The organism is Phocaeicola massiliensis B84634 = Timone 84634 = DSM 17679 = JCM 13223 (assembly GCF_000382445.1).
Classification (GTDB): Bacteria; Bacteroidota; Bacteroidia; order Bacteroidales; family Bacteroidaceae; genus Phocaeicola; species Phocaeicola massiliensis.
In genome coordinates this window covers 1242721-1265885 of sequence record NZ_KB905472.1, presented here as the reverse complement: position 1 = coordinate 1265885, position 23165 = coordinate 1242721, and the positions used below count along the sequence as shown (strand labels likewise).

17 protein-coding genes and 2 pseudogenes are annotated in these 23165 nt (G+C 41.7%); 7 read left to right on the top strand and 12 right to left on the bottom strand.

All coding sequences use genetic code 11. From position 1 onward, the window contains the following. Window positions 1-18 precede the first annotated feature (18 nt). The gene (locus tag HMPREF1534_RS13705; RefSeq protein WP_005938066.1) at window positions 19-693 is read right to left on the bottom strand and encodes an ABC transporter ATP-binding protein; all 675 of its coding nucleotides are present in this window, start codon (window positions 691-693) and stop codon (window positions 19-21) included. 19 nt (window positions 694-712) lie between these two features. Next, a complete protein-coding gene (locus HMPREF1534_RS13710; RefSeq protein WP_005938063.1) occupies window positions 713-3022 on the bottom strand; it encodes an ABC transporter permease in 2310 nt (769 codons plus the stop codon). Window positions 3023-3282: 260 nt separating this feature from the next. Between HMPREF1534_RS13710 and HMPREF1534_RS21385 the strand changes: the two are divergent. The 3 genes and pseudogenes from HMPREF1534_RS21385 to HMPREF1534_RS13720 form a co-directional block, all read left to right on the top strand. Continuing rightward, a pseudogene (locus HMPREF1534_RS21385) lies at window positions 3283-3579 on the top strand (response regulator); the annotation flags it as partial. 117 nt (window positions 3580-3696) lie between these two features. Beyond that, window positions 3697-4617 (top strand): annotated as a pseudogene (locus tag HMPREF1534_RS13715) (sigma-54 interaction domain-containing protein); the annotation flags it as partial. Further along, window positions 4614-5930 (top strand): sensor histidine kinase, encoded by a 1317-nt coding sequence (locus HMPREF1534_RS13720; protein WP_005938056.1) that lies wholly within the window; start codon window positions 4614-4616, stop codon window positions 5928-5930. The pseudogene HMPREF1534_RS13715 and the gene HMPREF1534_RS13720, both read left to right, overlap by 4 nt. Window positions 5931-6070: 140 nt before the next feature. Here the strand turns inward: HMPREF1534_RS13720 and HMPREF1534_RS13725 are convergent, their stop codons facing one another. From HMPREF1534_RS13725 to uvrA, 3 genes are all read right to left on the bottom strand, one after another. Next, window positions 6071-7747: a peptide MFS transporter gene (locus HMPREF1534_RS13725; protein WP_005938053.1), complete on the bottom strand. Its 1677-nt coding sequence runs from the start codon at window positions 7745-7747 to the stop codon at window positions 6071-6073. 106 nt (window positions 7748-7853) lie between these two features. Next, the gene (gene ybaK / locus HMPREF1534_RS13730) at window positions 7854-8339 is read right to left on the bottom strand and encodes a Cys-tRNA(Pro) deacylase (protein ID WP_005938050.1); all 486 of its coding nucleotides are present in this window, start codon (window positions 8337-8339) and stop codon (window positions 7854-7856) included. 11 nt (window positions 8340-8350) lie between these two features. Beyond that, window positions 8351-11179: an excinuclease ABC subunit UvrA gene (uvrA, locus tag HMPREF1534_RS13735; protein WP_005938046.1), complete on the bottom strand. Its 2829-nt coding sequence runs from the start codon at window positions 11177-11179 to the stop codon at window positions 8351-8353. Window positions 11180-11337: 158 nt separating this feature from the next. Here uvrA and HMPREF1534_RS13740 point away from each other — a divergent pair, with 158 nt between their 5' ends. From HMPREF1534_RS13740 to HMPREF1534_RS13750, 3 genes are all read left to right on the top strand, one after another. Continuing rightward, a complete protein-coding gene (locus HMPREF1534_RS13740; protein WP_018452102.1) occupies window positions 11338-13149 on the top strand; it encodes a PBP1 and LysM peptidoglycan-binding domain-containing protein in 1812 nt (603 codons plus the stop codon). Next, window positions 13149-13850: a porin family protein gene (locus HMPREF1534_RS13745; protein WP_005938040.1), complete on the top strand. Its 702-nt coding sequence runs from the start codon at window positions 13149-13151 to the stop codon at window positions 13848-13850. The genes HMPREF1534_RS13740 and HMPREF1534_RS13745 overlap by 1 nt, the downstream gene beginning before the upstream one ends. Window positions 13851-14129: 279 nt before the next feature. Beyond that, entirely contained in the window at window positions 14130-16436 is a 2307-nt protein-coding gene (locus tag HMPREF1534_RS13750; RefSeq protein ID WP_018452103.1) for a TonB-dependent receptor, read from the top strand. A gap of 208 nt (window positions 16437-16644) precedes the next feature. On the opposite strand, the gene HMPREF1534_RS13755 is transcribed toward HMPREF1534_RS13750, so the two are convergent. From HMPREF1534_RS13755 to HMPREF1534_RS13765, 3 genes are all read right to left on the bottom strand, one after another. Then, a complete protein-coding gene (locus HMPREF1534_RS13755) occupies window positions 16645-17097 on the bottom strand; it encodes a DUF4293 domain-containing protein (protein WP_005938034.1) in 453 nt (150 codons plus the stop codon). Window positions 17098-17172: 75 nt separating this feature from the next. Beyond that, window positions 17173-17508, bottom strand: coding sequence for a DNA-directed RNA polymerase subunit omega (locus HMPREF1534_RS13760; protein ID WP_005938031.1), 336 nt, complete (start codon window positions 17506-17508; stop codon window positions 17173-17175). A gap of 18 nt (window positions 17509-17526) precedes the next feature. Next, a complete protein-coding gene (locus tag HMPREF1534_RS13765) occupies window positions 17527-18363 on the bottom strand; it encodes an outer membrane protein assembly factor BamD (protein WP_005938029.1) in 837 nt (278 codons plus the stop codon). Window positions 18364-18529: 166 nt separating this feature from the next. On the opposite strand from HMPREF1534_RS13765, the gene uvrB reads away from it, so the two are divergent. Continuing rightward, window positions 18530-20560, top strand: coding sequence for an excinuclease ABC subunit UvrB (gene uvrB / locus HMPREF1534_RS13770; RefSeq protein WP_005938025.1), 2031 nt, complete (start codon window positions 18530-18532; stop codon window positions 20558-20560). Window positions 20561-20562: 2 nt separating this feature from the next. Here the strand turns inward: uvrB and HMPREF1534_RS13775 are convergent, their stop codons facing one another. The 4 genes from HMPREF1534_RS13775 to HMPREF1534_RS20660 all read right to left on the bottom strand — a co-directional run bounded on the left by HMPREF1534_RS13775 (window position 20563) and on the right by HMPREF1534_RS20660 (window position 23012). Continuing rightward, complete coding sequence (locus HMPREF1534_RS13775; protein ID WP_005938022.1) at window positions 20563-21576, bottom strand: porin; 1014 nt, start codon at window positions 21574-21576, stop codon at window positions 20563-20565. 140 nt (window positions 21577-21716) lie between these two features. Continuing rightward, the gene (locus HMPREF1534_RS13780) at window positions 21717-22319 is read right to left on the bottom strand and encodes an IMPACT family protein (protein ID WP_025066841.1); all 603 of its coding nucleotides are present in this window, start codon (window positions 22317-22319) and stop codon (window positions 21717-21719) included. A gap of 38 nt (window positions 22320-22357) precedes the next feature. Next, window positions 22358-22846, bottom strand: a complete 489-nt coding sequence (locus HMPREF1534_RS13785) for a 3'-5' exonuclease (protein WP_005938016.1) — start codon at window positions 22844-22846, stop codon at window positions 22358-22360. Further along, entirely contained in the window at window positions 22839-23012 is a 174-nt protein-coding gene (locus HMPREF1534_RS20660) for a hypothetical protein (RefSeq protein ID WP_005938013.1), read from the bottom strand. The genes HMPREF1534_RS13785 and HMPREF1534_RS20660 overlap by 8 nt, the downstream gene beginning before the upstream one ends. Window positions 23013-23165: the final 153 nt, after the last annotated feature.

The following is a 23165-nucleotide window of genomic DNA, read 5'->3' as shown; positions in this document are numbered from 1 at the left end:
CTGTGTTGTCTTGGGCTGTTACTCTTTGACGTTTGCTACAATGCTACCATCAAACAAATGGATAATTCGATGCGCAAAACTTGCATCGTGTTGTGAGTGAGTCACCATAACAATGCTGGTACCCTCTTTATTCAGTTCTGTCAATAAATTCATAACTTCGCTTCCGTTCTTTGAGTCCAAATTACCGGTAGGTTCGTCCGCCAAAATCAGTTTCGGATTAGTTATCACGGCACGTGCAATGGCAACACGCTGTTGCTGACCTCCCGATAACTGTTGAGGGAAATGCTTGGCACGATGACTGAGATTCATACGTTTCAATATTTCGAGGACACGCTCTTTGCGTTCACTCGCCTTAATACCCAAGTAAGTCAAAGGTAGCTCCACATTTTCAAACACATTCAGCTCATCTATCAGATTGAAGCTCTGAAAGACAAAACCTATTACTCCTTTGCGGAGTTGTGTACGCTCCTTCTCTTTCAATCCTGCCACTTCCTTATCTATCAACTTGTAACTTCCTTCGGTTGGGTTATCCAGTAATCCCAAAATATTCAGCAGAGTAGATTTGCCGCAACCGGAAGGTCCCATGATAGCAACAAATTCTCCTTCTTTGACTTCCATACTTACGTGGTTCAATGCTATGGTCTCCACTTCTGAAGTGCGAAACACTTTACTCAAATTCTCAATCTGTATCATATTCGTTTTTATTGTTTAATTATTCACTTTTAATACTGTTCACCGGATTATCATTTGCTATTCTCCATGTCTTTATCACTACACAACCAATGATAAAAAGTAAAGAGACAAAAGCTATCAGGATATAATAGTATATCGGAAATTCAGCCGTTTCAGAAAACTGGTCCGTCCACAAAGCTCCCAAATACCAGGCCCCCAATGTTCCGATACACACCGCAGGCATTGAAGTCCAAAATATATCTTTCGAAAGCAAAAGCAAAATAGAAGACGCCTCTGCCCCATTTACCTTACGAATGGCTATTTCCTTACTGCGACGTTGCATCTCATCATTAATATAACCAATCAATCCCATCAAGGTAACAAAAAGGATGGTTATGGTGGCCATTAGCGCAACACTTCGAAAATCGACCACAGTGCTGATTTGTAGTTCTGTTGCCCGTGTTTCAGACACAAAATTCAAATCTCCATCCGGCCAAATATTCTTCACATCTTCATTGAGTTTCTTTAAGTTCTCATCAAACGGCTCTTTCAGCTTTACTTGAATACAGCCACTAAAATCAGAACGATATTGGAATACAACCGGTTCCTCCGGCACGAAAATAGGATTAGATGAACGAAAATCTTCCGTCACTCCCACAATAGTACCCAATATTTCATCATTGTTACGAACCTGGCGACCGATAGGATTCTCTTTCCAATGCATAACTTCCAGGAACTTCCGGTTAACCACAACTTCATCCTGTTGCTTCAGGTTACGTCCTTCTTTCAGTTTTATTCCTACAAACGGAAGATAGTCTTTGTCAATTGTATTGCCTCGCATACTATATTGCTTTCCACTTTCCGTAGTAACCAGACAACCACTCATTCCTTCATATAGAGGCAGACTGCTACTTGCAACAGCTTCTACATAAGGCAAATTTTGAAAAGTAGAGCGTGCGTTTTCAGGATTACTGAAATAGTAATAGGTAAAAGCCATGCGTTCTGTGCTGAAACCTCGGTCTATATTGGTCATGTGATTGGATTGCACCAATACAAGCGCCAACAATGCAAAGATGAATGCCGTACCGGTAAATTGGATGAAAAGTAACGGACGCTTCCAGCTTTTCTTGCCTTCCGTATATCTGCGAAAGACCTGCGTAACCGGTATTCTTGAAAATTGTAATCCCGGCAATACACCACCCACTATGAAGATAAATAAAACGGCACAAACCGGTGCCCATAGATTCTCATAAGTAAACATGGCCTCCAGACTGGCATCTGCCATTCTTTCAAGCGGTTCTTGGAAATTAAGCATAAGGAAAGCCATCAATAGGACAGAGAGGAAAATAAGAATCCCTGTTTCCCACAGAAACATTTTCATGATTCCCCAATCTGACGCTCCATTACACTTGTGCACACCAATGATTTTGGCACGGCGACTCAGTGAAGAAATGGAAATCAGCACATAGTTCAATGTAACAGTAAACAATAGAATACCTGCTAAGATAAGCAATACCCAAATAATGCCCATACCATCATAATTTCTGGCCAGTCTTAAATCAGAAAAGGGAATCAGACGAAGCGACCAAGTATAATTCTTATCCTTATCTTCCTGCGGAATATATTTTTCCAGCATTTGGTCTATACGATTATTTATCGTTTCCATGTCGGAAGGATGGCGTAAGCGAATATAAGCAAAATAACTGTCACCTCCATTCCACCCCCAATAGTCCCAGCCATATTTTCGTGTGGTAGCCATAGATATGATAACCCTCAAATCATAAAATGTAGAATTCTCAGGATAGTCTTCATAAACACCTTTTATGGTCATCGGCATGCTTTTATTCAAATTCACAACCTTGCCGACAGGATCAGTCCCGGCAAACATTTCTTGTGCCAAGCTCCGGCTGATAAACAGTATATCGGGATTATTCATTTCCGAAGCCTGCCCTTGCAATATCTTTGTTCTCATTGTCTTAAAGAAACAACTGTCGGCTATCAATACACCCGGACTGAAACGAACGTCATCCTTATAAAGAGAAGTTCCTCCCCACCAGAAATGCGTTGTTGTGGCACTTTCCACTTCTTTGGGAAAACTTTCGGCTATGGCACCGGCCATAGGGCCCATTGTCATAAAGCCGGTGTCCTTCTCTCCGTTATGATTCCATTCAATCTGCACTGCAGCCAGACATTCGGAATCCTCATAGCAAGTATCATAATTAAACTCGAAGGCTTCGCGCGCGAATATCAAGATACTGACCGTCAAACCCAGAGTCAGCGAGATAACCTTTATAAGATTAGCCCCACGCCCATGAATCAATGTCTGAATTACATAATAAAGTTCTTTCATATTTTATTTTTTGTTTCTATTCGTTCTCTTAAAGAATAATGCAGAAAACGTGCCAAAGTCACAGTTCTCTATAAATAAGAGCTTTAGTTATTTCATTCCGCCCCGATAGTGTCTAATAATTAGACAGCAGTGTATGATAATTAGACAACAATGGTTTATTGCTGTTCCAAAAAGCTTATGTCTAATAATTAGACACTGCTTAGGAGGTTAGGCGCCAAATACTTATCTTTGTTTCAAGAATAAACCAAAAGATTATAGATATGCAAGGAACCATAATTGTGGTAGACGATAATAAAGGGGTGCTTTCTGCCGTTAAGCTGCTGTTGAAGAATAGCTTTGAGCGTATCATTACCCTCACCTCACCTATCACACTGCCTGCCGTGCTGCGTGAAGAGAATGCACAGGTGGTATTGCTTGATATGAACTTCAGCAGTGGGCTTAATACCGGCAATGAAGGGCTTTACTGGTTGCACGAAATAAAAAAAATGCAACCGTCATTACCCGTCGTGCTATTTACTGCTTACGCTGATATCGATTTGGCTGTACGTGGTATAAAAGAAGGAGCCGCGGATTTTATCGTGAAACCTTGGGATAATACCCGATTGGTAGATACACTGTCAGCTACATGCCGAAACAGTTCTAAAGGAAAGAAAAAAGCAGAACTCCGCAGGGTGGTATCATCAATGTATTGGGGTGAAAGCAATGCCATGAAACAGTTGAGGACACTGATAGAGAAGGTAGCCCAAACAGATGCAAATATCCTGATTACCGGAGAGAATGGTACCGGGAAAGAAATGCTGGCACGCGAAATCCATGCGCTTTCCGAACGATGCCGGCGCAATATGGTAACGGTGGATATGGGTGCCGTTACTGAATCTTTGTTTGAAAGCGAATTGTTCGGGCATGTAAAAGGTTCGTTCACCGACGCCCATTCCGACCGGCAAGGAAAATTCGAAGCGGCTCATGAAGGTACTCTCTTTTTGGACGAAATAGGCAATTTGCCTTATCACCTGCAATCCAAGCTCCTTACTGCCATTCAACAGCGTAGTGTGGTGCGTGTGGGCAGCAATGATCCCATTCCTGTAGATATCCGTTTGATTTGCGCCACTAATTGCAATTTGGAAGAGATGGTACTCAAAGGCAGGTTTAGGGAGGATTTATTATACAGAATAAACACCATCCATATTGAAATTCCTCCTTTACGTGACAGAAAAGAAGATATTATCCCCCTTGCCGAACGGTTTATCGACCGTTTCTGTAAGCAGTATGACAAAGGAAATATCATTCTTTCCTCTTCCGCAAAGGACAAGCTGCGCGAGCATCCTTGGTATGGGAATATTCGGGAACTGGAGCACGCCATTGAGAAGGCTGTCATCATTAACGAAGATGGAATATTGAATAACGAACATTTTCACTTTCCCCGTAAAGCCGGCACGCCTCCTGCCGAAGCTGCCGTCTCCACATTGGAAGAAATGGAGTTGCAGATGATTCAAAGAGCCATGGAAAAATGTAACGGAAACCTTTCGGCCGTGGCTGCCCAACTGGGAATAACGCGTCAGACCTTATATAATAAAATGAAGAAATTCGGTTTATGATGAAAAAAGTGACTGCCTCTTTTATCTTCCGCCTACTTGTTGTTGTCGCATTGGCGACATCCGGTTTATGGCTGTATATGCACCACAATTGGTTATGGTTATGCCTTGTCGTTCCCTTATTCTTCGTTTCAATATATTGGTTTCATCGCCTGTATACCTATAATACAAGAAAAGTGGCATTTTTGCTTGACGCCATTGAGAATGACGACCCGGCTGTGCGATTCTATGAACATAGCCCCGACAAAGACAATTCATCGGTCAACATGATGCTGAACCGCATAGCGCGAATCTTATATAATGTAAAACAGGAAACAGCCCAACGTGAGAAGTATTACGAGCTGATTCTTGACTTCGTGGAAACAGGAATCGTTGTACTCAACAGTAAAGGTGCTGTCTATCAAAAAAATAAAAAAGCAACGCAACTATTGGGAATGGACGTCTTTACACATACCAAACAACTATCCCGCATTTCAGACGAACTGAAAAAAGTGATGGAAGAAGCTCTTCCGGGAGATAAATCACAAGTACAGGTCAGTACGGAGCGCGGTACAATCAATCTGGCGCTACGCGTGTCGGGCATAAATATCAAAGAGGAAGAACTACGTATTATCGCTCTCAGCGATATCAACCGCGAGTTGGACGAACGGGAGATTGATTCATGGATTCGGCTTACCCGGGTTTTAACTCACGAAATCATGAACTCCCTTACTCCCGTCACTTCGTTGAGTGAAACCTTGCTGCAATTACCGGGAGCTGAAAACGAGGAGATGCGGCAAGGATTGGAAACGATTCACACGACAGGCAAAGGACTGATAAATTTCGTCATGTCTTATCGCAAACTGACACGTCTTCCTTCACCGGAACCTTCACTGTTCTATGTACGTCCCTTCCTCGAAAGAATGATAAAACTGGCGTGTCATCAGCATCCTTGTCCTCATATCAGCATCTCCCTGCATGAAGCGAAAGACGATTTGATTGTCTTTGCCGACGAGAACCTCATTGCTCAAGTGGTGACTAACCTGCTTAAAAACGCCATTCAAGCAATTGGTGATACACCGGACGGACTAATCACCCTGAGAGCATACTGTGACGAACAGGAAAGTGTACATATCGAGATTGCTAATAATGGTCCTGTGATCGACCCCGAAGCTGCCGAACAGATTTTTATTCCTTTCTTTACCACCAAAGAAGAAGGAAGCGGAATCGGTCTGAGCTTGAGCAAACAAATTATGAGACTTAGCGGTGGCACACTGACATTGTTGCCTTATAAAGAAGACAGGCAGACTACCACATTTGCATTGGTGTTCAGTTAAATTCTTCTATTGACCCAAAATCAAATAAAAAATCTCCTTTCACTACTGTCAATCAAAAACTATATTTCAGTTCTTTATGACAGCAGAGAAAAGAGATTTATATCTAAAAAGTATTTGAGTATTTTTTAGTTCCCTGATTTTTACTTAGCCACTTTTTCCAATCTCTTCATAATAGAGAACATAAATAAAGCAGCAACCAGACAGCATACAATCAATACACTCCATACCATCCACAACTGCATTTCACCCCAAATCTTACCAATTTCACCAACCAACTTATTACCTAATGCAGTAGCTACAAACCAACCACCCATCATCAATCCTTTATATTTGGGAGGTGCAACTTTAGAAACAAATGAAATACCCATTGGTGATAGCAGCAATTCAGCAAAAGTCAACACCAAATAAGTAGAAATCAACCAATTAGGAGATACTAATTGAGAAGAAGAAATACCATTCGCTTCCACTTCCGACGGTGTGGGAAGTCCCATAGAACCCATAGCCAAAATAGCAAAACCAATCGCAGCAATAAGCATACCAAACGCAATTTTACGAGGTGCGGAAGGTTCTTTTCCGGCTTTAGCCAAAGAGCTAAATACAGCTAAGGATACCGGAGTCAAAGCAACAACGAAGAAGGGGTTGAATTGCTGGAATATCTGGGGAAGAATAGGCAGAGTTGCATCCATCGTACTATAATTTACTCCCAAAAGAATAATGACAGCAACTGCTACAATACCTGAAATAGTTTTGCTTTTACTAATTTTAGATTGAAAGAAAGAAAAACCAGCGTAAACCAATACAATCAGTAAAGTAAGATTCCATACACTAAAGCCTAACCGATCGAGCCCTTCAGCAGAATGAGCTGTATAGTCACGGGCAAAGAAAGTCATGGTAAGACCATTTTGATGGAATGCCATCCAAAAGAAAATAACGACAGCAAATACAAGACACAAAGCAATAATGCGTTGTTTTGTCTCAGCTGGAGTAAGTTCTTCGGAAGTAGCAGCCTGTTGTGTACTCTTATTGGCGTTAGCTTGTTTTGTATTGACATCTGCATGTTTAAACGTAGAACGGAATGCATAATAAATAATGATAGAAATAATCAATGAGATACAAGCTACACCAAAACCATAATTATAAGCTTCCCCCAATTTATCAATATATGTAGAACAGAATGATGCAGTATCACCAGCAAAATTCTGAGCTACTTTCAGGCTTTCAAGTAATTGTGAACCCTCAGGAGTTATGGTTCCATTTTGAAACTGGTGTGCCAAAGCCGGAATCTGTCCATCGTATGTTAAGTTAGATTTTGCCAACATCCAGTTTGTTATTTCTGTCGCCATTGTAGGGGCATATAAGGCACCGATATTAATAGCCATATAGAAAATACTAAATGCCGAATCGCGCTTACTTCTGTATTCAGGAGCATCATAGAGATTTCCTACCATTACTTGCAGGTTACCTTTAAATAAACCGGTACCTAATGCAATCATTGTCAATGCACCGAACATCATCCATTTAGCGATATCATTTCCTGCAGGAATAGAAAGTAGCAGATAACCGAAAAACATGACAAAAACACCTGTGGTCACCATCTTTCCATAACCAAATTTATCGGCTAACCAACCACCGATTAGAGGAGTAAAATAAACACCAGCCAAGAATGTAGAAAAAATCTCGGATGTTTCGGCTGCCGTATATCCAAACTTAGCTTGCAAAAAGAGTGTGAAAATCGCAAGCATTGTGTAATAACCAAAGCGTTCGCCGGTATTGGCGAGAGCTAACGCATATAAGCCTTTAGGCTGTCCTTCAAACATAAGTAATAAGATTTATAATTAATAGTTAATATTGATTTTTTGCAAAGATATAACTTTTAGCCAATCTGAAAAAAAAAGAACCACGAAAGTGGCTCTTTTTGCATGATTATTCGATGAAAAGGGATGTTACTTCCGCTTTAGCTTCTTTTATAAGGTCATTGGGAGCAATTTTAATTTGTAATCCCCGTATGCCGGCACTGATATAAATAAACGGATATTCAGTGCATGTTTCATGTATATAAGTAGGAAAGTGTTTCTTCATGCCAATGGGAGAACAGCCGCCACGGATATATCCCGTCAAAGGAAGCAGTTCTTTCATCGGAATCAAGTCACATTTCTTATTGCCCGATACTTTGGCAGCCAGTTTTAAGTCTACCTCGTGTTCTCCGGGGATAACACAGACAAAATGCCCTGTTTTATCTCCGTGAAGTACCAAGGTCTTAAATACCTGCTCTATATTTTCTCCCAAACTGGCAGCTACATGAATGGCACTCAAATCATTTTCATCCACCTCATAAGGAATCAGCTCATAAGAAACCTTAGCCTTATCAAGCAGACGCGCTGCATTTGTTTTTGCTATTTTCTCTTTCATACCGAATAATCTTAATTCTTTAATTCTTCTTTGATAAATCGGGGTGTATAGCCTTTACTACTCTTGGCTACTTCTTCGGGAGTACCTGTGGATAGAAGTTGTCCTCCGCCGCGTCCTCCTTCCGGCCCCATATCTATAATATAATCCGCCAGTTTGATGACATCCAGGTTATGTTCGATAACGATAACCGTATTTCCTTTGTCCACTAATCTGTTGAGCACGGTCATCAGCACACGGATATCTTCAAAGTGCAAGCCGGTGGTAGGTTCATCCAATATATATAAAGTTTTTCCCGTATCGCGCTTGGAAAGCTCTGTCGCCAATTTCACACGCTGGCTTTCTCCACCGGACAAGGTGGTGGAAGGTTGTCCCAACTTGATATACCCCAGCCCTACTTCCTGCAAGACTTTTATTTTATTCAGAATCTGAGGTACGTTCTCAAAGAACTCCACAGCCCGGTTAATAGTCATATCCAGCACATCGGCTATGGATTTTCCCTTAAAACGCACTTCCAGCGTTTCACGGTTATAACGTTTGCCATGACATACTTCACATGGGACCAGGACATCAGGCAGGAAATTCATTTCAATTGTCTTGTAACCGTTACCGCCACAAGCTTCGCAACGTCCTCCGGTCACATTGAATGAAAAACGTCCCGGTTTATAGCCGCGTATCTTCGCTTCGGGCAGATTGACAAAAAGATTTCTTATATCCGAAAAGACTCCGGTATACGTTGCCGGATTGGAACGGGGAGTTCGTCCCAAAGGAGATTGGTCTACGTTCACCACCTTGTCTATATTTTCCAGTCCTTCTATGCTGTCGTATGCCAACGGGTCTTGCAGGGAGCGATAAAAATGCTGAGACAGGATAGGTTGCAGAGTATCATTGATCAAGGTGGATTTCCCACTACCCGACACCCCTGTCACACAGATAAGTTTTCCCAATGGAAACTCCACATCCACATTTTTCAGGTTGTTTCCCCTCGCACCCTTCAGCCATAAGGATTTTCCGTTTCCTGCCCTTCGTTCAGATGGAATCTCCAGCTTCATCTTCCCGTTTAAATATTGCGAGGTAAGTGTCTCTGTCTTAACCATTTCCTGCGGAGTTCCGGCGAATACTACCTCCCCCCCCAAACGGCCGGCTTTCGGTCCCATGTCCACTACATAATCTGCGGCCAACATCATATCCTTATCATGTTCCACCACAATGACAGAGTTGCCTGTATCCCGAAGTTTCTTCAATGAATTGATAAGTCGGAGATTGTCGCGCTGGTGAAGTCCGATACTCGGCTCATCCAATATATAGAGTACATTCACCAATTGTGAACCGATTTGAGTTGCCAAACGGATGCGCTGGCTTTCTCCTCCCGAAAGAGACACCGAGGTGCGGTTCAATGACAGATAGTCCAAGCCCACATCAAGCAAGAAACGCAAACGAGTACGAATTTCCTTTAATATCTCGCTCGCAATTCTGCGTTGTTTATCCTCTAAAAATTCATCTACCTTCATCAGCCAATCATACAACTCATTGATATCCATACTGGCCAATTCATAGATGTTCTTATCGTGTATGCGGAAATGCAATGCCTCCCTGTTCAATCTGGCTCCCTTACATTCGGGACAAACATCGGTCTTGGCAAACTGCTCCGCCCATTTCTGAGCTGTAGCGGAAGCATCTTTTTCCTGCATCATCTGTATGTACTTCACTATTCCTTCATACGTCACAAAATAGTCGGAAGAAGTATGGATGAGGCTGCTTTTTATCTTAATCCGCTCATCGGAACCATAAAGAATTTCATCAATGGCTTCGTCTGTCAAGTCCTTGACAGGTGTCTTTATGCTGAAATCATATTTTTCAAGCAATGCTTCTATCTGCCAGAATATCATTGCATTTTTATACTTGCCCAAAGGTGCTATGGCACCTTCATAAATAGACAATTCACGATCAGGAATCACTTTGTCTACATCAATAAGGTTGACATATCCCAATCCTTTACATCGCGGACAAGCTCCTTGCGGAGAATTAAATGAAAAATTGTGGGGAGCAGGTTCTTTATAGGACAATCCTGTAACCGGACACATCAGGCGTTTGCTGTAATGGCGTACCGTTTCTGTTTCCGCATCCAATATCATAATCAGTCCATCCCCTTGCTGCATGGCAGTTGCAACACTTTGCTTCAAGCGTTTCTCATCCTTTTCATTTACAACCAGTTTATCAATGACCACCTCTATATCATGGTTCTTATAACGGTCGAGTTTCATGCCGTGAACAATCTCACGCACTTCCCCATCCACACGCACATACAAATAACCTTTCTTCCTCACCTGTTCGAAAAGTTCTTTGTAATGACCTTTACGTGTACGCACCAACGGAGCCAGCATAAAAATCTTTTTGCCTTGATAATCTTTATGAATCAGTTCAAGAATCTGTTCTTCGGTGTATTTCACCATTTTTTCTCCCGAGAGATAAGAATATGCAATACCTGCACGGGCAAACAACAAGCGAAGATAGTCATACACTTCGGTTGTTGTACCTACGGTAGAACGCGGATTCTTATTCGTTGTTTTCTGCTCTATAGAAATCACCGGACTCAATCCTGTTATCTTATCTACATCAGGACGTTCCATTCCACCCAGAAAATTACGGGCATATGCAGAGAATGTTTCTATGTATCTGCGTTGTCCCTCAGCAAAGATAGTATCAAATGCCAATGAAGATTTACCGCTACCGCTAAGTCCGGTTATCACAGTCAGGCTGTTACGTGGAATTTCTACATCTATATCTTTTAAATTATGCACACGGGCACCGTATACATTAATTAATTCTTTATCTTCAATCATATATTTATGCTTTCAGCTACTTTTGGCAGGCAAATTTAATGCTTCTGGACGAAATAATTAATTAAAAAGCCTAATATTATTTGCTATTCTTTCCATATAATGTGAATAAAACAGTTTTTTTTGTACTTTTGCCCCTTAGTATAATCAACACACTACAAATGAAATTTATTCAAGCATTATATCTGGTCGCAGCTTTGTCTGTTGCTCCAGTCGGAATGATGGCTCAGACGCATTCCTCTGACAGCTATTTTCTGCACACTATTACCAAAGGGCAGAGTTTGTATTCGATAGCCAGTATGTATAACGTTACTACTGCCGATATCATTAAACTGAATCCGGGAAGCTCGGAACAAATAAAGGCCGGTGAGAGATTGAAGATTCCGCAGAAGAACGCAGGAAGCGGACAACAAACGTTTCACACCATTCAGGCCGGAGAAACTCTGTATAAGCTTACGCAGCGATATGGTGTCACTGCACAACATATATGTAAGGCCAATCCGGGACTCAGTGCGGAAAACTTCCGTATCGGACAGGTTATTGTTATCCCTGCACAAACAGAGAGCAGTGAGGAAACCATTATCAATGAAGTAAAATCGGCCGGAGCTGTTTCTTCCGCTTCCACCCCTTTAAAACCTAAATGTCGGGATATGCATCGGGTGGAAAGAAAAGAAACGATATACAGCATCAGCCGTCTATACGGCATTACGGAAGCCGAACTGATTGCAGCCAATCCCGAACTCCGTACTGAGAAACTCAAAAAAGGAAAGTTTTTGTGTATCCCCTACACATCTGCCGGAAACAGCCAAAAGGAACAGGAGCAACCTGTATCGCCGACTACTATACCGACCGACAATGAGCTCTTTGATAAGAGTAAGAAGGAAAATCCTAAGATTGCCACCATAAAAGCAGCCGTTATGCTTCCGTTCATGACCGACGGCAGCGGTAATCGTGATGAACAAACCCGCATGGTAGAGTACTATGAAGGTTTCTTGATGGCAGTAGACAGTTTGAAAGAAAAAGGTGTTTCTATTGATATATACACTTATGATACATATAATAATACCTCTTCGGTAAAATCCATTCTTGCCAAAGATGAAATGAAAAACATGAATATCATCTTCGGTCCTGCTTATCCGGAACAGGTTAAACCGGTGGCGGATTTTGCCAAGAAAAATAATATCCGCTTAGTGATTCCATTTACTTCAAAGGGTAATGAGGTGTTCAACAACCCGTCTATTTATCAGATTAATACTCCTCAATCTTATCTATATTCGGAAGTATATGAGCACTTTACACGCAAATTTACCAATGCCAATGTAATATTCCTTGATGCAGAGGATGGCGATAAAGACAAAGCGGATTTTATTAAGGGACTGAAAGAGGAATTGAAAGGCAAGCACATACCTTTTACTGAATTAAAAGGTGAGGCCATTACTCCCGAATCATTAAAGGGGGCCATGAATGCTACTTTGGACAATGTATTTATTCCTACTTCCGGTACAAACATTGCTCTGATTAAATTATTACCGCAGTTAATTGTTACCCTGCGTGACAATCCTGATTATCGGATGCAATTATTCGGCTACCCCGAATGGCAAACGTATACTAACGACCATTTGGCCAGTTTTTATGAATTGGATACTTATTTCTATTCTTCTTTCTATACTAACAATTTATTTCCCGAAGCTATCCGATTCTCTTCTGCCTATCGCAAATGGTACAGCAAGGATATGTCGAACACATTCCCCAAATATGGAATGTTAGGATTCGACACAGGCTATTTCTTCCTGAAAGGGTTATCACAATATGGAAGCAACTTGGAAGACAAGCTGAATAAAGTGACAGTCACTCCTATTCAGACAGGTTTTAAATTTGAACGCGTAAATAACTGGGGAGGCTTTATCAACCGGAAAGTGTTCTTTGTTCATTTTACGAAGAACTATGAATTGATTAAACTCGATTTTGAATAATGAAGAACTATAAATATATAGGTATATTGGTTCTGGCATGGTTATTCACCTTGCCGGCAACTGCACAATTAGGTGAAGAGCGACATAATTTTGCAGTTGGAATAAATGGAGGACTGAACATGAACTCTGTTAGTTTTGATCCTAAAATCAAACAAAATACCTTGAATGGCATGGAAATGGGTGTCACCATGCGCTATATGTCCGAAAAATACTTCAAGATGATGTGTGGAGTGCAAATGGAAATCAATTACTCACAACGCGGTTGGAGTGAAAAGATTGAGGATGGCTCCGGAAATACATACAGCCGCACCATGAACTATGTTGAGATTCCTCTTTTGGCTCATCTTGCTTTCGGAAAAGACGCACTGAACCGAGGAGTAAAGTTCTTTATCAATGCAGGTCCCCAGATCGGTTTCTTTTTAAGCGATAAAGAAGAAATGAGTGATAATTGGGATACTTCCCAACGCCCCAATGGGGTAACAGAGCAATACGGTAAGGCTGTAGAAAATAAATTTGATTATGGTATTGCAGCCGGCGCCGGACTGGAATTAAGCACAGGCATCGGACACTTCTTGTTGGAAGGGCGTTATTACATGGGGTTGGGAGACTTTTATAAGAGTACAAAAAAAGATTATTTCGGTCGGTCTGCCCACTCCTATATAGGCGTAAGGGCAACTTATTTATTCGATATAACCAAATAAGGCAGGCTCATCCGAAGAAGATATTGCCTTTCGGTCAAAGGTCGCATGACACGTATATATGTGTAGGGCTACACATATATACGTGTTGCTTTATACATACGTATGTATAGCCTCATGCGTATATACGTAAAGACCGATACATACGTATGTGTGTCCCGGTCATTTTCTTTTTAACTATTATTACGATTTCATTTGAAACTAAAAGTTAATTATTACCGTCTAATCCGATAAACAGTATTAATTGGTCTCCGACCAAGAAGACACGAAAAAAACTACATCATGAAAAAAATTGGTATTTTAATGACCGTATGCTTATTGGCAGGTATATGCCATGCACAACAAATACGCATATCCGGTAAAGTATTGGAAGCAAGCACTAAGCAAGCGGCGATAGCAGCCAATGTGGTCCTGCAAACCAATGATTCGACTTTTGTCAACGGTGCCGCAACCGACAACAAAGGAATTTTCCGAATAGAAAAAGTGGCGGAAGGAAGTTATAAATTGGTCATCTCTGCCATCGGTTTTAAGAAAAGCGTCATTGACCTGCAAGGACTTTCCCAATCTGTCGATTTGGGTACGCTGGAACTGGAAGAAGCCTCCCAACAACTGGAAGAAGTGACGGTTTCCGCAACCAATGTGGTCAGTAAGTTCGACCGAAAATTAGTGTTTCCCAACAAGCAACAAATCACTGCTTCAAATAGCGGTGTCGATTTGTTACGCAATCTGATGCTTCCACGACTGAATGTAAATCCTCTGGATGGCAGTGTTTCCCTGAATGACGGAAGTTCTGTACAACTGTGTATCAACGGACGCAAAGTGGGGAAAGAAGAAATTCAGGCACTTATCCCATCGGATATCCTCCGAATAGAATATCTGGAAGACCCCGGACTGCGCTACGGAGATGCAGGAGCGGTGGTAAACTACATTGTCCGCCGTTATGAACTTGGAGGTTCTGTCAGCACCTCGGCTCAGCAGTCGCCCTATGTGATGTGGGGAAACTATAATGTGTCGGGAAAAGTGAACTACAAGAAATCCGAATTCGGAATATGGTATGGCGCATATTCACATAAATTCGAGAATGCATGGCGCACCAATGAAGAAACGTTTGCAAAGGAAGACGGTACTTTTCTGCACCGGACGGAAGAAGGCATTCCTGATGTTACTTCGGAATACGCACAATGGGGCGGTATCAGTTATAACTTGCAGGAAGCGGATAATTATATGTTGAACGCCTCCGTCGGATTTTGGAATGAAAACAAACCACGGACCGGTTTCCACAGCACACTGTATACCCGTGAATATCCCGAACTTGCCACAGAAAGACTTGACTTTGCTCACAACCGTAACAGTCGTCCCTGGTTCGACATCTATTTTCAGAAGGAACTAAAAAAGAAGCAGTTTCTGGCATTGAACGTTGTAGGAACATATATCGGCAGTCATAACCGCCAAAACTATCAGGAAATTCTCGATAATGAGTTTGTTGCCGATTACTTCTCAGGTGTGCAGGGTGACAAATACTCCATCATCGCGGAAGGAATCTATGAAAAGACATTCAAGAAAAGCCGTTTCAGTTCGGGTATCAAACACACCCAGGCATATTCGGACAATGAGTATAGCGGAACACTGAACTATAACACACAGATGAAACAAGCCGACACGTATGCCTATGCGCAATATAACGGAAAATGGAAAAAGATGAATTATACGCTGGGGGTAGGTGTCACCCGTTCCTGGTACCAACAAATCGGACAAGAAGATTATGAAACTTACCAATTCAATCCACGTTTCAGCCTGAGTTATACATTTAATGAAGAATTTTATGCCCGCATGAATGGCAGTTTAAACAGTAATGAGCCTTCACTATCTCAGTTAAGTGCTGTAGACCAATTGATAGACTCATTGCAAATCAGACGTGGAAACCCTGATTTGAAACCATATAACAACTACCGGTTGAACCTGACATTGGGGTATAACAAGAAGAAAGTGCAGATAAATTGGTATACCAACTATCGCAATGCGCCCGATGTCATCATGGAGCAAACTTATCGTGAGAACGGGAAATTCATACGCAGCTATGCCAACCACCATCGCTTCCAGTCTTTGGAAAATGAGTTATCTGTCCGCGTGGGAATGCTTTGGGATGTACTGCAATTAAGAGGGAGTACGGGGCTGAGCCGTTATTGGAGTCACGGAACGGATTATAATCACACCTATACAAACTGGTATTACGAATTGGAGGCAACCGCCATGTATAAACGATTTATGGGATACTTCATGATACAGAGCAACCGCAACAGTTTCTTTGGCGAAAGCTTGAGCAGTGGCGAGAACTTGCATGTCCTTATGTTGCAATATCGCTTGGGCAAAGTCAATTTGGGAGCAGGAATCATCAATCCTTTCTCTGATAACTATAAGCGCGAACAGGAAAACAGGAATCGCTACGCCGGCTCCAAGGGAGCATGGCATGTGAAGGAGTCGGCTCACATGGCTTTCCTGACCTTTGCCTACAACTTCAGTTTCGGCCGCCAATATCAAAGCAAGAACAAGAAGATTAACAATAGCGACACAGACGCCGGTGTATTATAAAAAATATGCTTTATTGTTATAAGGGGTTGTGTCAAAACTAAACCGACCTATCCCATCGTCAGCTGTAGGGGCAGGGTTTGCCTGCCCGAAGACACAAAGCAAACTGTTTTCGGGCGGGCGGACCTCGCCCCTACGAACCAAAAGACAGCATTATCCACGTTTTTTGACACAACCCCTTATAATATTCTTCAGTCAAATGAAGGAATCGTTATCTTAAACGATCATAAGCTTTCACCAACACTTCATCTTTACCGATAGCACGAATAGCCAGCCAATTTAAAATAATAGCGACAAAAGGCAAGCATAAAGTCCACGAAGCAGAGAATGTCATGCTATCATCCTTCAACATAAAGATAAAAGTAATCAGTGTAGCATAATAACCTACCAGTAAGATAGTGCTGAAAATAGTCATACGAATCTGCAACATACGTTTCTTAAACATAAATATCGTAGTAAAAGAAAGCAATGCCGCTACTACCAGAATGACAAACATAGCCCAAGGAGCATAGTCCTTTACGCCGTCGGCAGAGACAATACACAGATTAGTAAACTTTGAGACACTGTAATCCTCAGCAATATAGGCTCCTACAGGAGTGCACATACAAACGATGAGCAGAATGGTAACTACCAATAAATAAACGGATTGAATGCGTTGTATCATAATAATAATCTTTTAATAACGGTTATACAAAAAAGAAGGCCGCTTCAGTGAAACGGCCTTTAGGGAAAGAACCTTTTATTGTAATTTCTCTTTTTCTTTGGCTGGGTTACGATAATAAACCTTACCTTCTTCGTATTCCTGGGCAGCAATCAAAGTCGGCTTCGGGAGCTTTTCGTAATAACGAGAGATTTCGATTTGCTCTCTGTTTTCAAAGACTTCTTCCAGGTTATCGTTGTATGAAGCGAACTCCTGTAACTTCTTTGAAAGGTCATTCTTCATCTCAACAGCAATCTGGTTGGCACGTTTACCAATGATAGCAACGGTTTCATATACATTGCCCGTATCCTCACACAGTTCCACCATGTTGCGGGTAATGGTATTCGACGGAGCGTTTGTCTTCTTGTAATCCATAATTTCTTATTTAGTTTTTTATTCGTTAATTTCCTTCACGTATTTCTTGGCATCCTTATAAATGTTTTCCACCTCTTTAATATATTTACTTTCGGGGAATTCGTTCTTAAAGGCATAGTATTCATCAATGGCATCACGCATACGCTCTTCTTTCTTTTCTTCCACACTTTCCTTGGCCATATCATACTTGGCGCGCAAAAGCAGGATAGAAATATCTTCGCGCAACTTGGTATAAGGATAGTCCTTTAAAGCATTCTGAGCCGTAACGATACATGCCAGATAGTTATTTCCGGTAGTGCTATATGAACTGTTTCCCGTATAAGAACCCAAATCATAATATAATCGGGCTGCCATATAATCTTTCATCACCAACTTATCCTGCAAATCGAATATCATTTGCTGTGCTTCCTGATGACGGTTACTGGCAGGGAAATACTCCATAAACATCTGCAACTCCTGAATGGCCTTATAAGTACTGCTTTGATCCAAACGGGGTTCCGGTGTATCCAAGAATAATGCTTTTCCCGAATAAAAACGAGCCTGTTCGGTATAAGTTCCACGAGGATATGTATTATAGTATGTGGAGAAATAGTGCGACGCCGTTATAAAGTCACCCTGGTTATAATATGTCATTCCTAACATATAAAGGGATTCTTCAGCTTTATCGGTTCCTTTCAAAATAGTTATCAACTCTTCCAGAATTGCCGCAGCTTTTGTGTTCTGCCCCTTGCCAAAGTAACTTTTGGCTGCTTCGTACTTATATTCGTAGTCCGTGCTTTTTAGAACTTTGTTGTACTCTCCGCATGATGTTAATACACTGCCGGAGACAAGAGCTATAATGATATATTTTTTCATCTTATTTAAATAATTGCGCAAATTTACGCCTTTCCACCGAAAAATACAACAGTTATATGTTTTTTAATACTAAAAAGTCGACCAATCTTGTTTTTTTCAGGATGTATACGTGTTATAAGAGAAAATAACTGTAATTTTACAGCTTAGTCTTTATAAACATGGAATTATGAATTTTGAACTGATTTCTGATTATCAACCGACCGGTGACCAACCTGAAGCTATCGCCCAGCTGACAGAAGGCATATTAAAAGGAGTGCCTGCCCAGACACTTTTGGGTGTAACAGGTTCCGGCAAGACGTTTACCATTGCCAATGTCATCAAAAACATCAATAAACCCACACTGATATTAAGCCATAACAAAACGCTTGCAGCACAGTTATATGGAGAGTTCAAGAACTTTTTTCCTAATAATGCAGTCGAGTATTACGTGTCTTATTATGATTACTACCAGCCGGAGGCCTATCTCCCATCCAGCGATACCTATATAGAGAAAGACTTGCAAATCAACGAGGAGATTGACAAGCTCAGGCTGGCAGCCACTTCCGCTTTGCTTTCCGGCCGTAAGGACGTGGTGGTCATTTCTTCCGTATCGTGTATTTATGGTATGGGAAACCCTTCTGATTTCTATAATAATGTCATTGAAATCAAAAAGGGTAAATTACTGGACCGCAATGTGTTTCTACGCCGTTTGGTAGACAGCCTGTATGTCCGCAATGATTTGGAGCTGAATCGTGGCAATTTCCGTGTCAAAGGAGATACGGTAGATATTTATCTGGCATACAGCGACAACCTGCTCCGCGTGATGTTTTGGGATGATGAGATTGACAGTATTGAAGAAGTGGACCCTGTTTCCGGCATACGTCTCGCTTCTTTTGATGAATACAAGATTTATCCCGCCAATCTTTTTATGACCACCAAAGAAAGCCAGTTGCAGGCAATCTATCAAATAGAGGATGATTTGGCAAAAGAAGTGGCTAAATTTGAAGAAGAAGGCAAGCATTATGAGGCGAAACGCCTTTATGAACGTGTCACTTACGATATGGAAATGATACGGGAGTTAGGTCATTGCTCGGGCATAGAGAATTATTCGCGCTATTTTGACGGTCGTGTAGCCGGTACGCGTCCTTATTGCCTGCTGGATTTCTTTCCCGATGATTTTCTGATTGTCATTGATGAAAGCCATGTCAGTGTGCCTCAGATTCGTGCCATGTATGGCGGTGACCGCGCACGTAAAACCAACCTGGTGGAATATGGTTTCCGGATGGAATCTGCATTTGATAATCGCCCGCTAAAGTTCGAAGAGTTTCAAGAATTGGCAAAACAAGTTGTTTATGTCAGTGCCACTCCCGCCGATTACGAATTGATACAAAGTGAAGGGATTGTGGTGGAGCAAGTGATCCGCCCGACGGGATTGCTTGACCCTGTCATCGAAGTACGCCCCAGCATGAACCAAATCGATGACCTGATGGAGGAGATTCAGCAGCGTATCGAAAAAGAAGAGCGCGTATTAGTCACTACACTGACCAAACGTATGGCAGAAGAGCTAACCGATTATTTATTGCGTCACGACATTAGATGTAATTATATCCATAGTGATGTAGATACGTTGGAGCGGGTGAAAATTATGGATGAATTACGTCAGGGAACATATAGCGTATTAATAGGCGTAAACCTGCTTCGCGAAGGTCTTGACTTGCCGGAAGTGTCTTTGGTAGCTATATTGGATGCCGATAAAGAAGGCTTCCTTCGTTCTCACCGCTCATTGACACAGACGGCCGGACGCGCTGCCCGTAACATCAACGGAAAAGTCATCATGTATGCCGACCGCATTACCGAAAGCATGCAAAAGACCATTGATGAAACCAACCGCCGCCGCGAAAAACAATTGGCTTACAATGAGGAGCACGGTATTACTCCGAAACAGATTAAACGTGCACGCAATGCAGCTCTTCTGGGCACAGGAAATACCAATGCCGATGATGAAGTAAAAGTTCCGAAAGCATACGTTGAGCCATCCAACGGCAGTATTGCCGCCGATCCGGTTGTCCAATACATGTCTAAGCCTCAAATGGAAAAGGCTATCGAACGTACACGAAAATTAATGCAGGAAGCTGCCAGGAAACTGGAATTTATCGAAGCTGCCCAATATAGAGATGAGCTGCTGAAAATGGAAGAAATGATGAAGGAACGTTGGTGAGATTAGAATCTCACCATCAGTTCCATTACGAATTTGTCTTGCTCCGATTCTTTAGCCAGAGATAAGTCATCATAAAAATATTTCTCGTAATTGATACGCAAATCTGCCTGAAAAGCTTTTCCGAAACTCAGCGTCACGCCACCGGTCAGACGTTGACGGGAATAGTCCGTGATATAAAGTTGTCCTTCTTCATTGGCAACACCGTTACTATGATCGCCCATACTGTCATATCGTCCCAAGAAAGATATTTTCTTAAACAGCCCTTTCTTGATAGGCAAATCATAATTTACAAAGCCATTAAAAGCGTGCACATCTTTAAAAGCATCGTGAGCATATGTTTTATATAAGTATTCCACCTCAAAATGCCAATTGGAAAATTCATAATACGTACCGATGTCATACATATAGATACTATTTTTATCCGGGTGTACTTTTTGCGTGCTTAAAGTAAGGTTATAACCTTTCCAAGGCATTAATTGCAGCTTGGCTGAATAGTTCAGGGTGCTATGCCATTCTTTTTGTTGAGTCAGTCCCGAGCCATTGAATAGTCCGGCTTCCAACTTCATCGGCAAATTACCATCTAAAGCAAGAGCTCCGGTAGCACCCACATCACGCACATTCCCCACCTGCTTGGCTATGAAGGAGCGATTGGCAAAATATTGCTGATGAGGAGAGCGATGCGCATCAATAGTAAACGGAACACGCATCTGTCCCATTGTCAAATTCCATGTATCATTAGGAACGAAGCGGGCATACGCATCCAGCATCTTGATGCTTCCTTCATCCGATAAATCTATTTCTGCCTTATATGCAATAACCGGCAGTACCTTTCCGTCCAAACTGACACGGGCGTTTCTTACCTGAAAGCGTTGCATGCCTGTAGTAGTCTGAAGCTCGTATTTACTACGTATAGTCCCGTGAACCTTAGGAAGATATTCCTTGGGAATAGTTAGTTGCGCACCTGCGGTTGCTATGCTTAAAGCTGTAAAGACAGCGGCTGCGAGTGTTCTTCTCATCTTTATTATTAATGTGACTTTTTATTTTCGACTGCAAAGATAGAGAACCGATATATCTGCGATGTGTCATTCATGTTACAAACATGTTTCAATCAAAGCCTCCCGGAAACACCATTGAACCAACAATAATGCCAAAAGGGTTATTCGATAATTCGGGCTGTTTCAACTTTCTCCAAGCGAGCACGCAATTTCCCCATCATAGACCGGCGGATACGGAGCTTCATCAGGCAATCCATATCGTATGACTGTTCCAAGATTTCCGGTTCTTCTTCTTTTACGATACGCATGACGTCATTCATAAAAGGATATTCAAAAGCAACGGCAATCTCATCGTCCACCGTTTTTTCTATTATTGTGGCATTGGCTATCGCTTCTGCTGCCGCAGCTTTATAGGCGACGATTAATCCGCTTGTTCCCAGTTTGATGCCACCGAAGTATCTCACGACAACAATAAGAATATCAGTCAGCCCGTTAGAATTTATTTGTCCCAAAATAGGTTTTCCGGCAGTACCGGACGGTTCTCCGTTATCATTGGCACGAAAGTCTTTTCTTTCATGTCCAAGCATATAAGCATAGCACACATGACGCGCATCATAGTATTTTTTTTGATAAATATCAAGATGCTGTTTTATCTCTTCAACGGTATGTACAGGAATGGCAATAGCTATAAATTTACTTCTCTTCTCTGTATAAATACCTTCGGCTACACCGATTATCGTTTTATATGTATCTTCTTGTATCATCATCAAAGGAAATCATTATTATTGGAAAAATATAAAAACTACAACACATATCGGGCTATCCATGCACAAGCTTCCGCATCTGCCAATGCGTGATGGTGATTCTTCAAATCAAACCCGAAGAACTCGGCCACCGTATGTAGCTGATGATTCCGTAACCCTTTTAATTTGCGTGATGCCTGATAAGTGCAATAAAACTCATAATCAGGATAATCCATACAATAGGTTCTGAATACTGCTTTCAGGCAGGCTTCATCAAACGCCTTGTTATGCGCAACCAACGGAAGTCCTGTGATTTTGGGTTCTACTTGTTTCCATACTTCGGAAAAAACAGGAGCATTGGCCGTATCTTCCCGAGTCAGCCCGTGTACACGTGTGTTCCAATACAAATAATAGTCCGGTTCGGGATGAATAAGACTATAAAACTTATCTACAATCTCACCATCCTTTACTATCACAACACCCACACTGCACACACTGGTGCGCTCATTATTTGCCGTTTCAAAGTCTATTGCCGCAAAATTATCCATTGATTCTTTCTCTGATTTTTCCCCATGCATAGGTATCGAACAGACAACTGTTGCGCATGGTGTGGTACATCACTTTAAAGCAGGACATCGGGACGGCAGAATGCGAAAGTTCAGCCTTTTCGCCAAAAGCCTCTCTATAACCAGCTATAATTTTATTAATATTCATCGTATTCTTCTGTTTTTATCCGTTATCACAAATGTATAGAATATAATCGAAGTACACAATTACTACCCTCCTTTTATTTTAGTTCTTTACCGACCTTCTCCATGCATTAAGGAATAATTGCCAAGTTTTTCGGATAAATCGCCATTTCTTTTT

Coding starts and splice junctions, on each gene's coding strand:
- HMPREF1534_RS13705 (WP_005938066.1), bottom strand. CDS start 693: ATGATACAGATTGAGAATTTGAGTAAAGTGTTTCGCACTTCAGAAGTG.
- HMPREF1534_RS13710 (WP_005938063.1), bottom strand. CDS start 3,022: ATGAAAGAACTTTATTATGTAATTCAGACATTGATTCATGGGCGTGGG.
- HMPREF1534_RS13720 (WP_005938056.1), top strand. CDS start 4,614: ATGATGAAAAAAGTGACTGCCTCTTTTATCTTCCGCCTACTTGTTGTT.
- HMPREF1534_RS13725 (WP_005938053.1), bottom strand. CDS start 7,747: ATGTTTGAAGGACAGCCTAAAGGCTTATATGCGTTAGCTCTCGCCAAT.
- ybaK (WP_005938050.1), bottom strand. CDS start 8,339: ATGAAAGAGAAAATAGCAAAAACAAATGCAGCGCGTCTGCTTGATAAG.
- uvrA (WP_005938046.1), bottom strand. CDS start 11,179: ATGATTGAAGATAAAGAATTAATTAATGTATACGGTGCCCGTGTGCAT.
- HMPREF1534_RS13740 (WP_018452102.1), top strand. CDS start 11,338: ATGAAATTTATTCAAGCATTATATCTGGTCGCAGCTTTGTCTGTTGCT.
- HMPREF1534_RS13745 (WP_005938040.1), top strand. CDS start 13,149: ATGAAGAACTATAAATATATAGGTATATTGGTTCTGGCATGGTTATTC.
- HMPREF1534_RS13750 (WP_018452103.1), top strand. CDS start 14,130: ATGAAAAAAATTGGTATTTTAATGACCGTATGCTTATTGGCAGGTATA.
- HMPREF1534_RS13755 (WP_005938034.1), bottom strand. CDS start 17,097: ATGATACAACGCATTCAATCCGTTTATTTATTGGTAGTTACCATTCTG.
- HMPREF1534_RS13760 (WP_005938031.1), bottom strand. CDS start 17,508: ATGGATTACAAGAAGACAAACGCTCCGTCGAATACCATTACCCGCAAC.
- HMPREF1534_RS13765 (WP_005938029.1), bottom strand. CDS start 18,363: ATGAAAAAATATATCATTATAGCTCTTGTCTCCGGCAGTGTATTAACA.
- uvrB (WP_005938025.1), top strand. CDS start 18,530: ATGAATTTTGAACTGATTTCTGATTATCAACCGACCGGTGACCAACCT.
- HMPREF1534_RS13775 (WP_005938022.1), bottom strand. CDS start 21,576: ATGAGAAGAACACTCGCAGCCGCTGTCTTTACAGCTTTAAGCATAGCA.
- HMPREF1534_RS13780 (WP_025066841.1), bottom strand. CDS start 22,319: ATGATACAAGAAGATACATATAAAACGATAATCGGTGTAGCCGAAGGT.
- HMPREF1534_RS13785 (WP_005938016.1), bottom strand. CDS start 22,846: ATGGATAATTTTGCGGCAATAGACTTTGAAACGGCAAATAATGAGCGC.
- HMPREF1534_RS20660 (WP_005938013.1), bottom strand. CDS start 23,012: ATGAATATTAATAAAATTATAGCTGGTTATAGAGAGGCTTTTGGCGAA.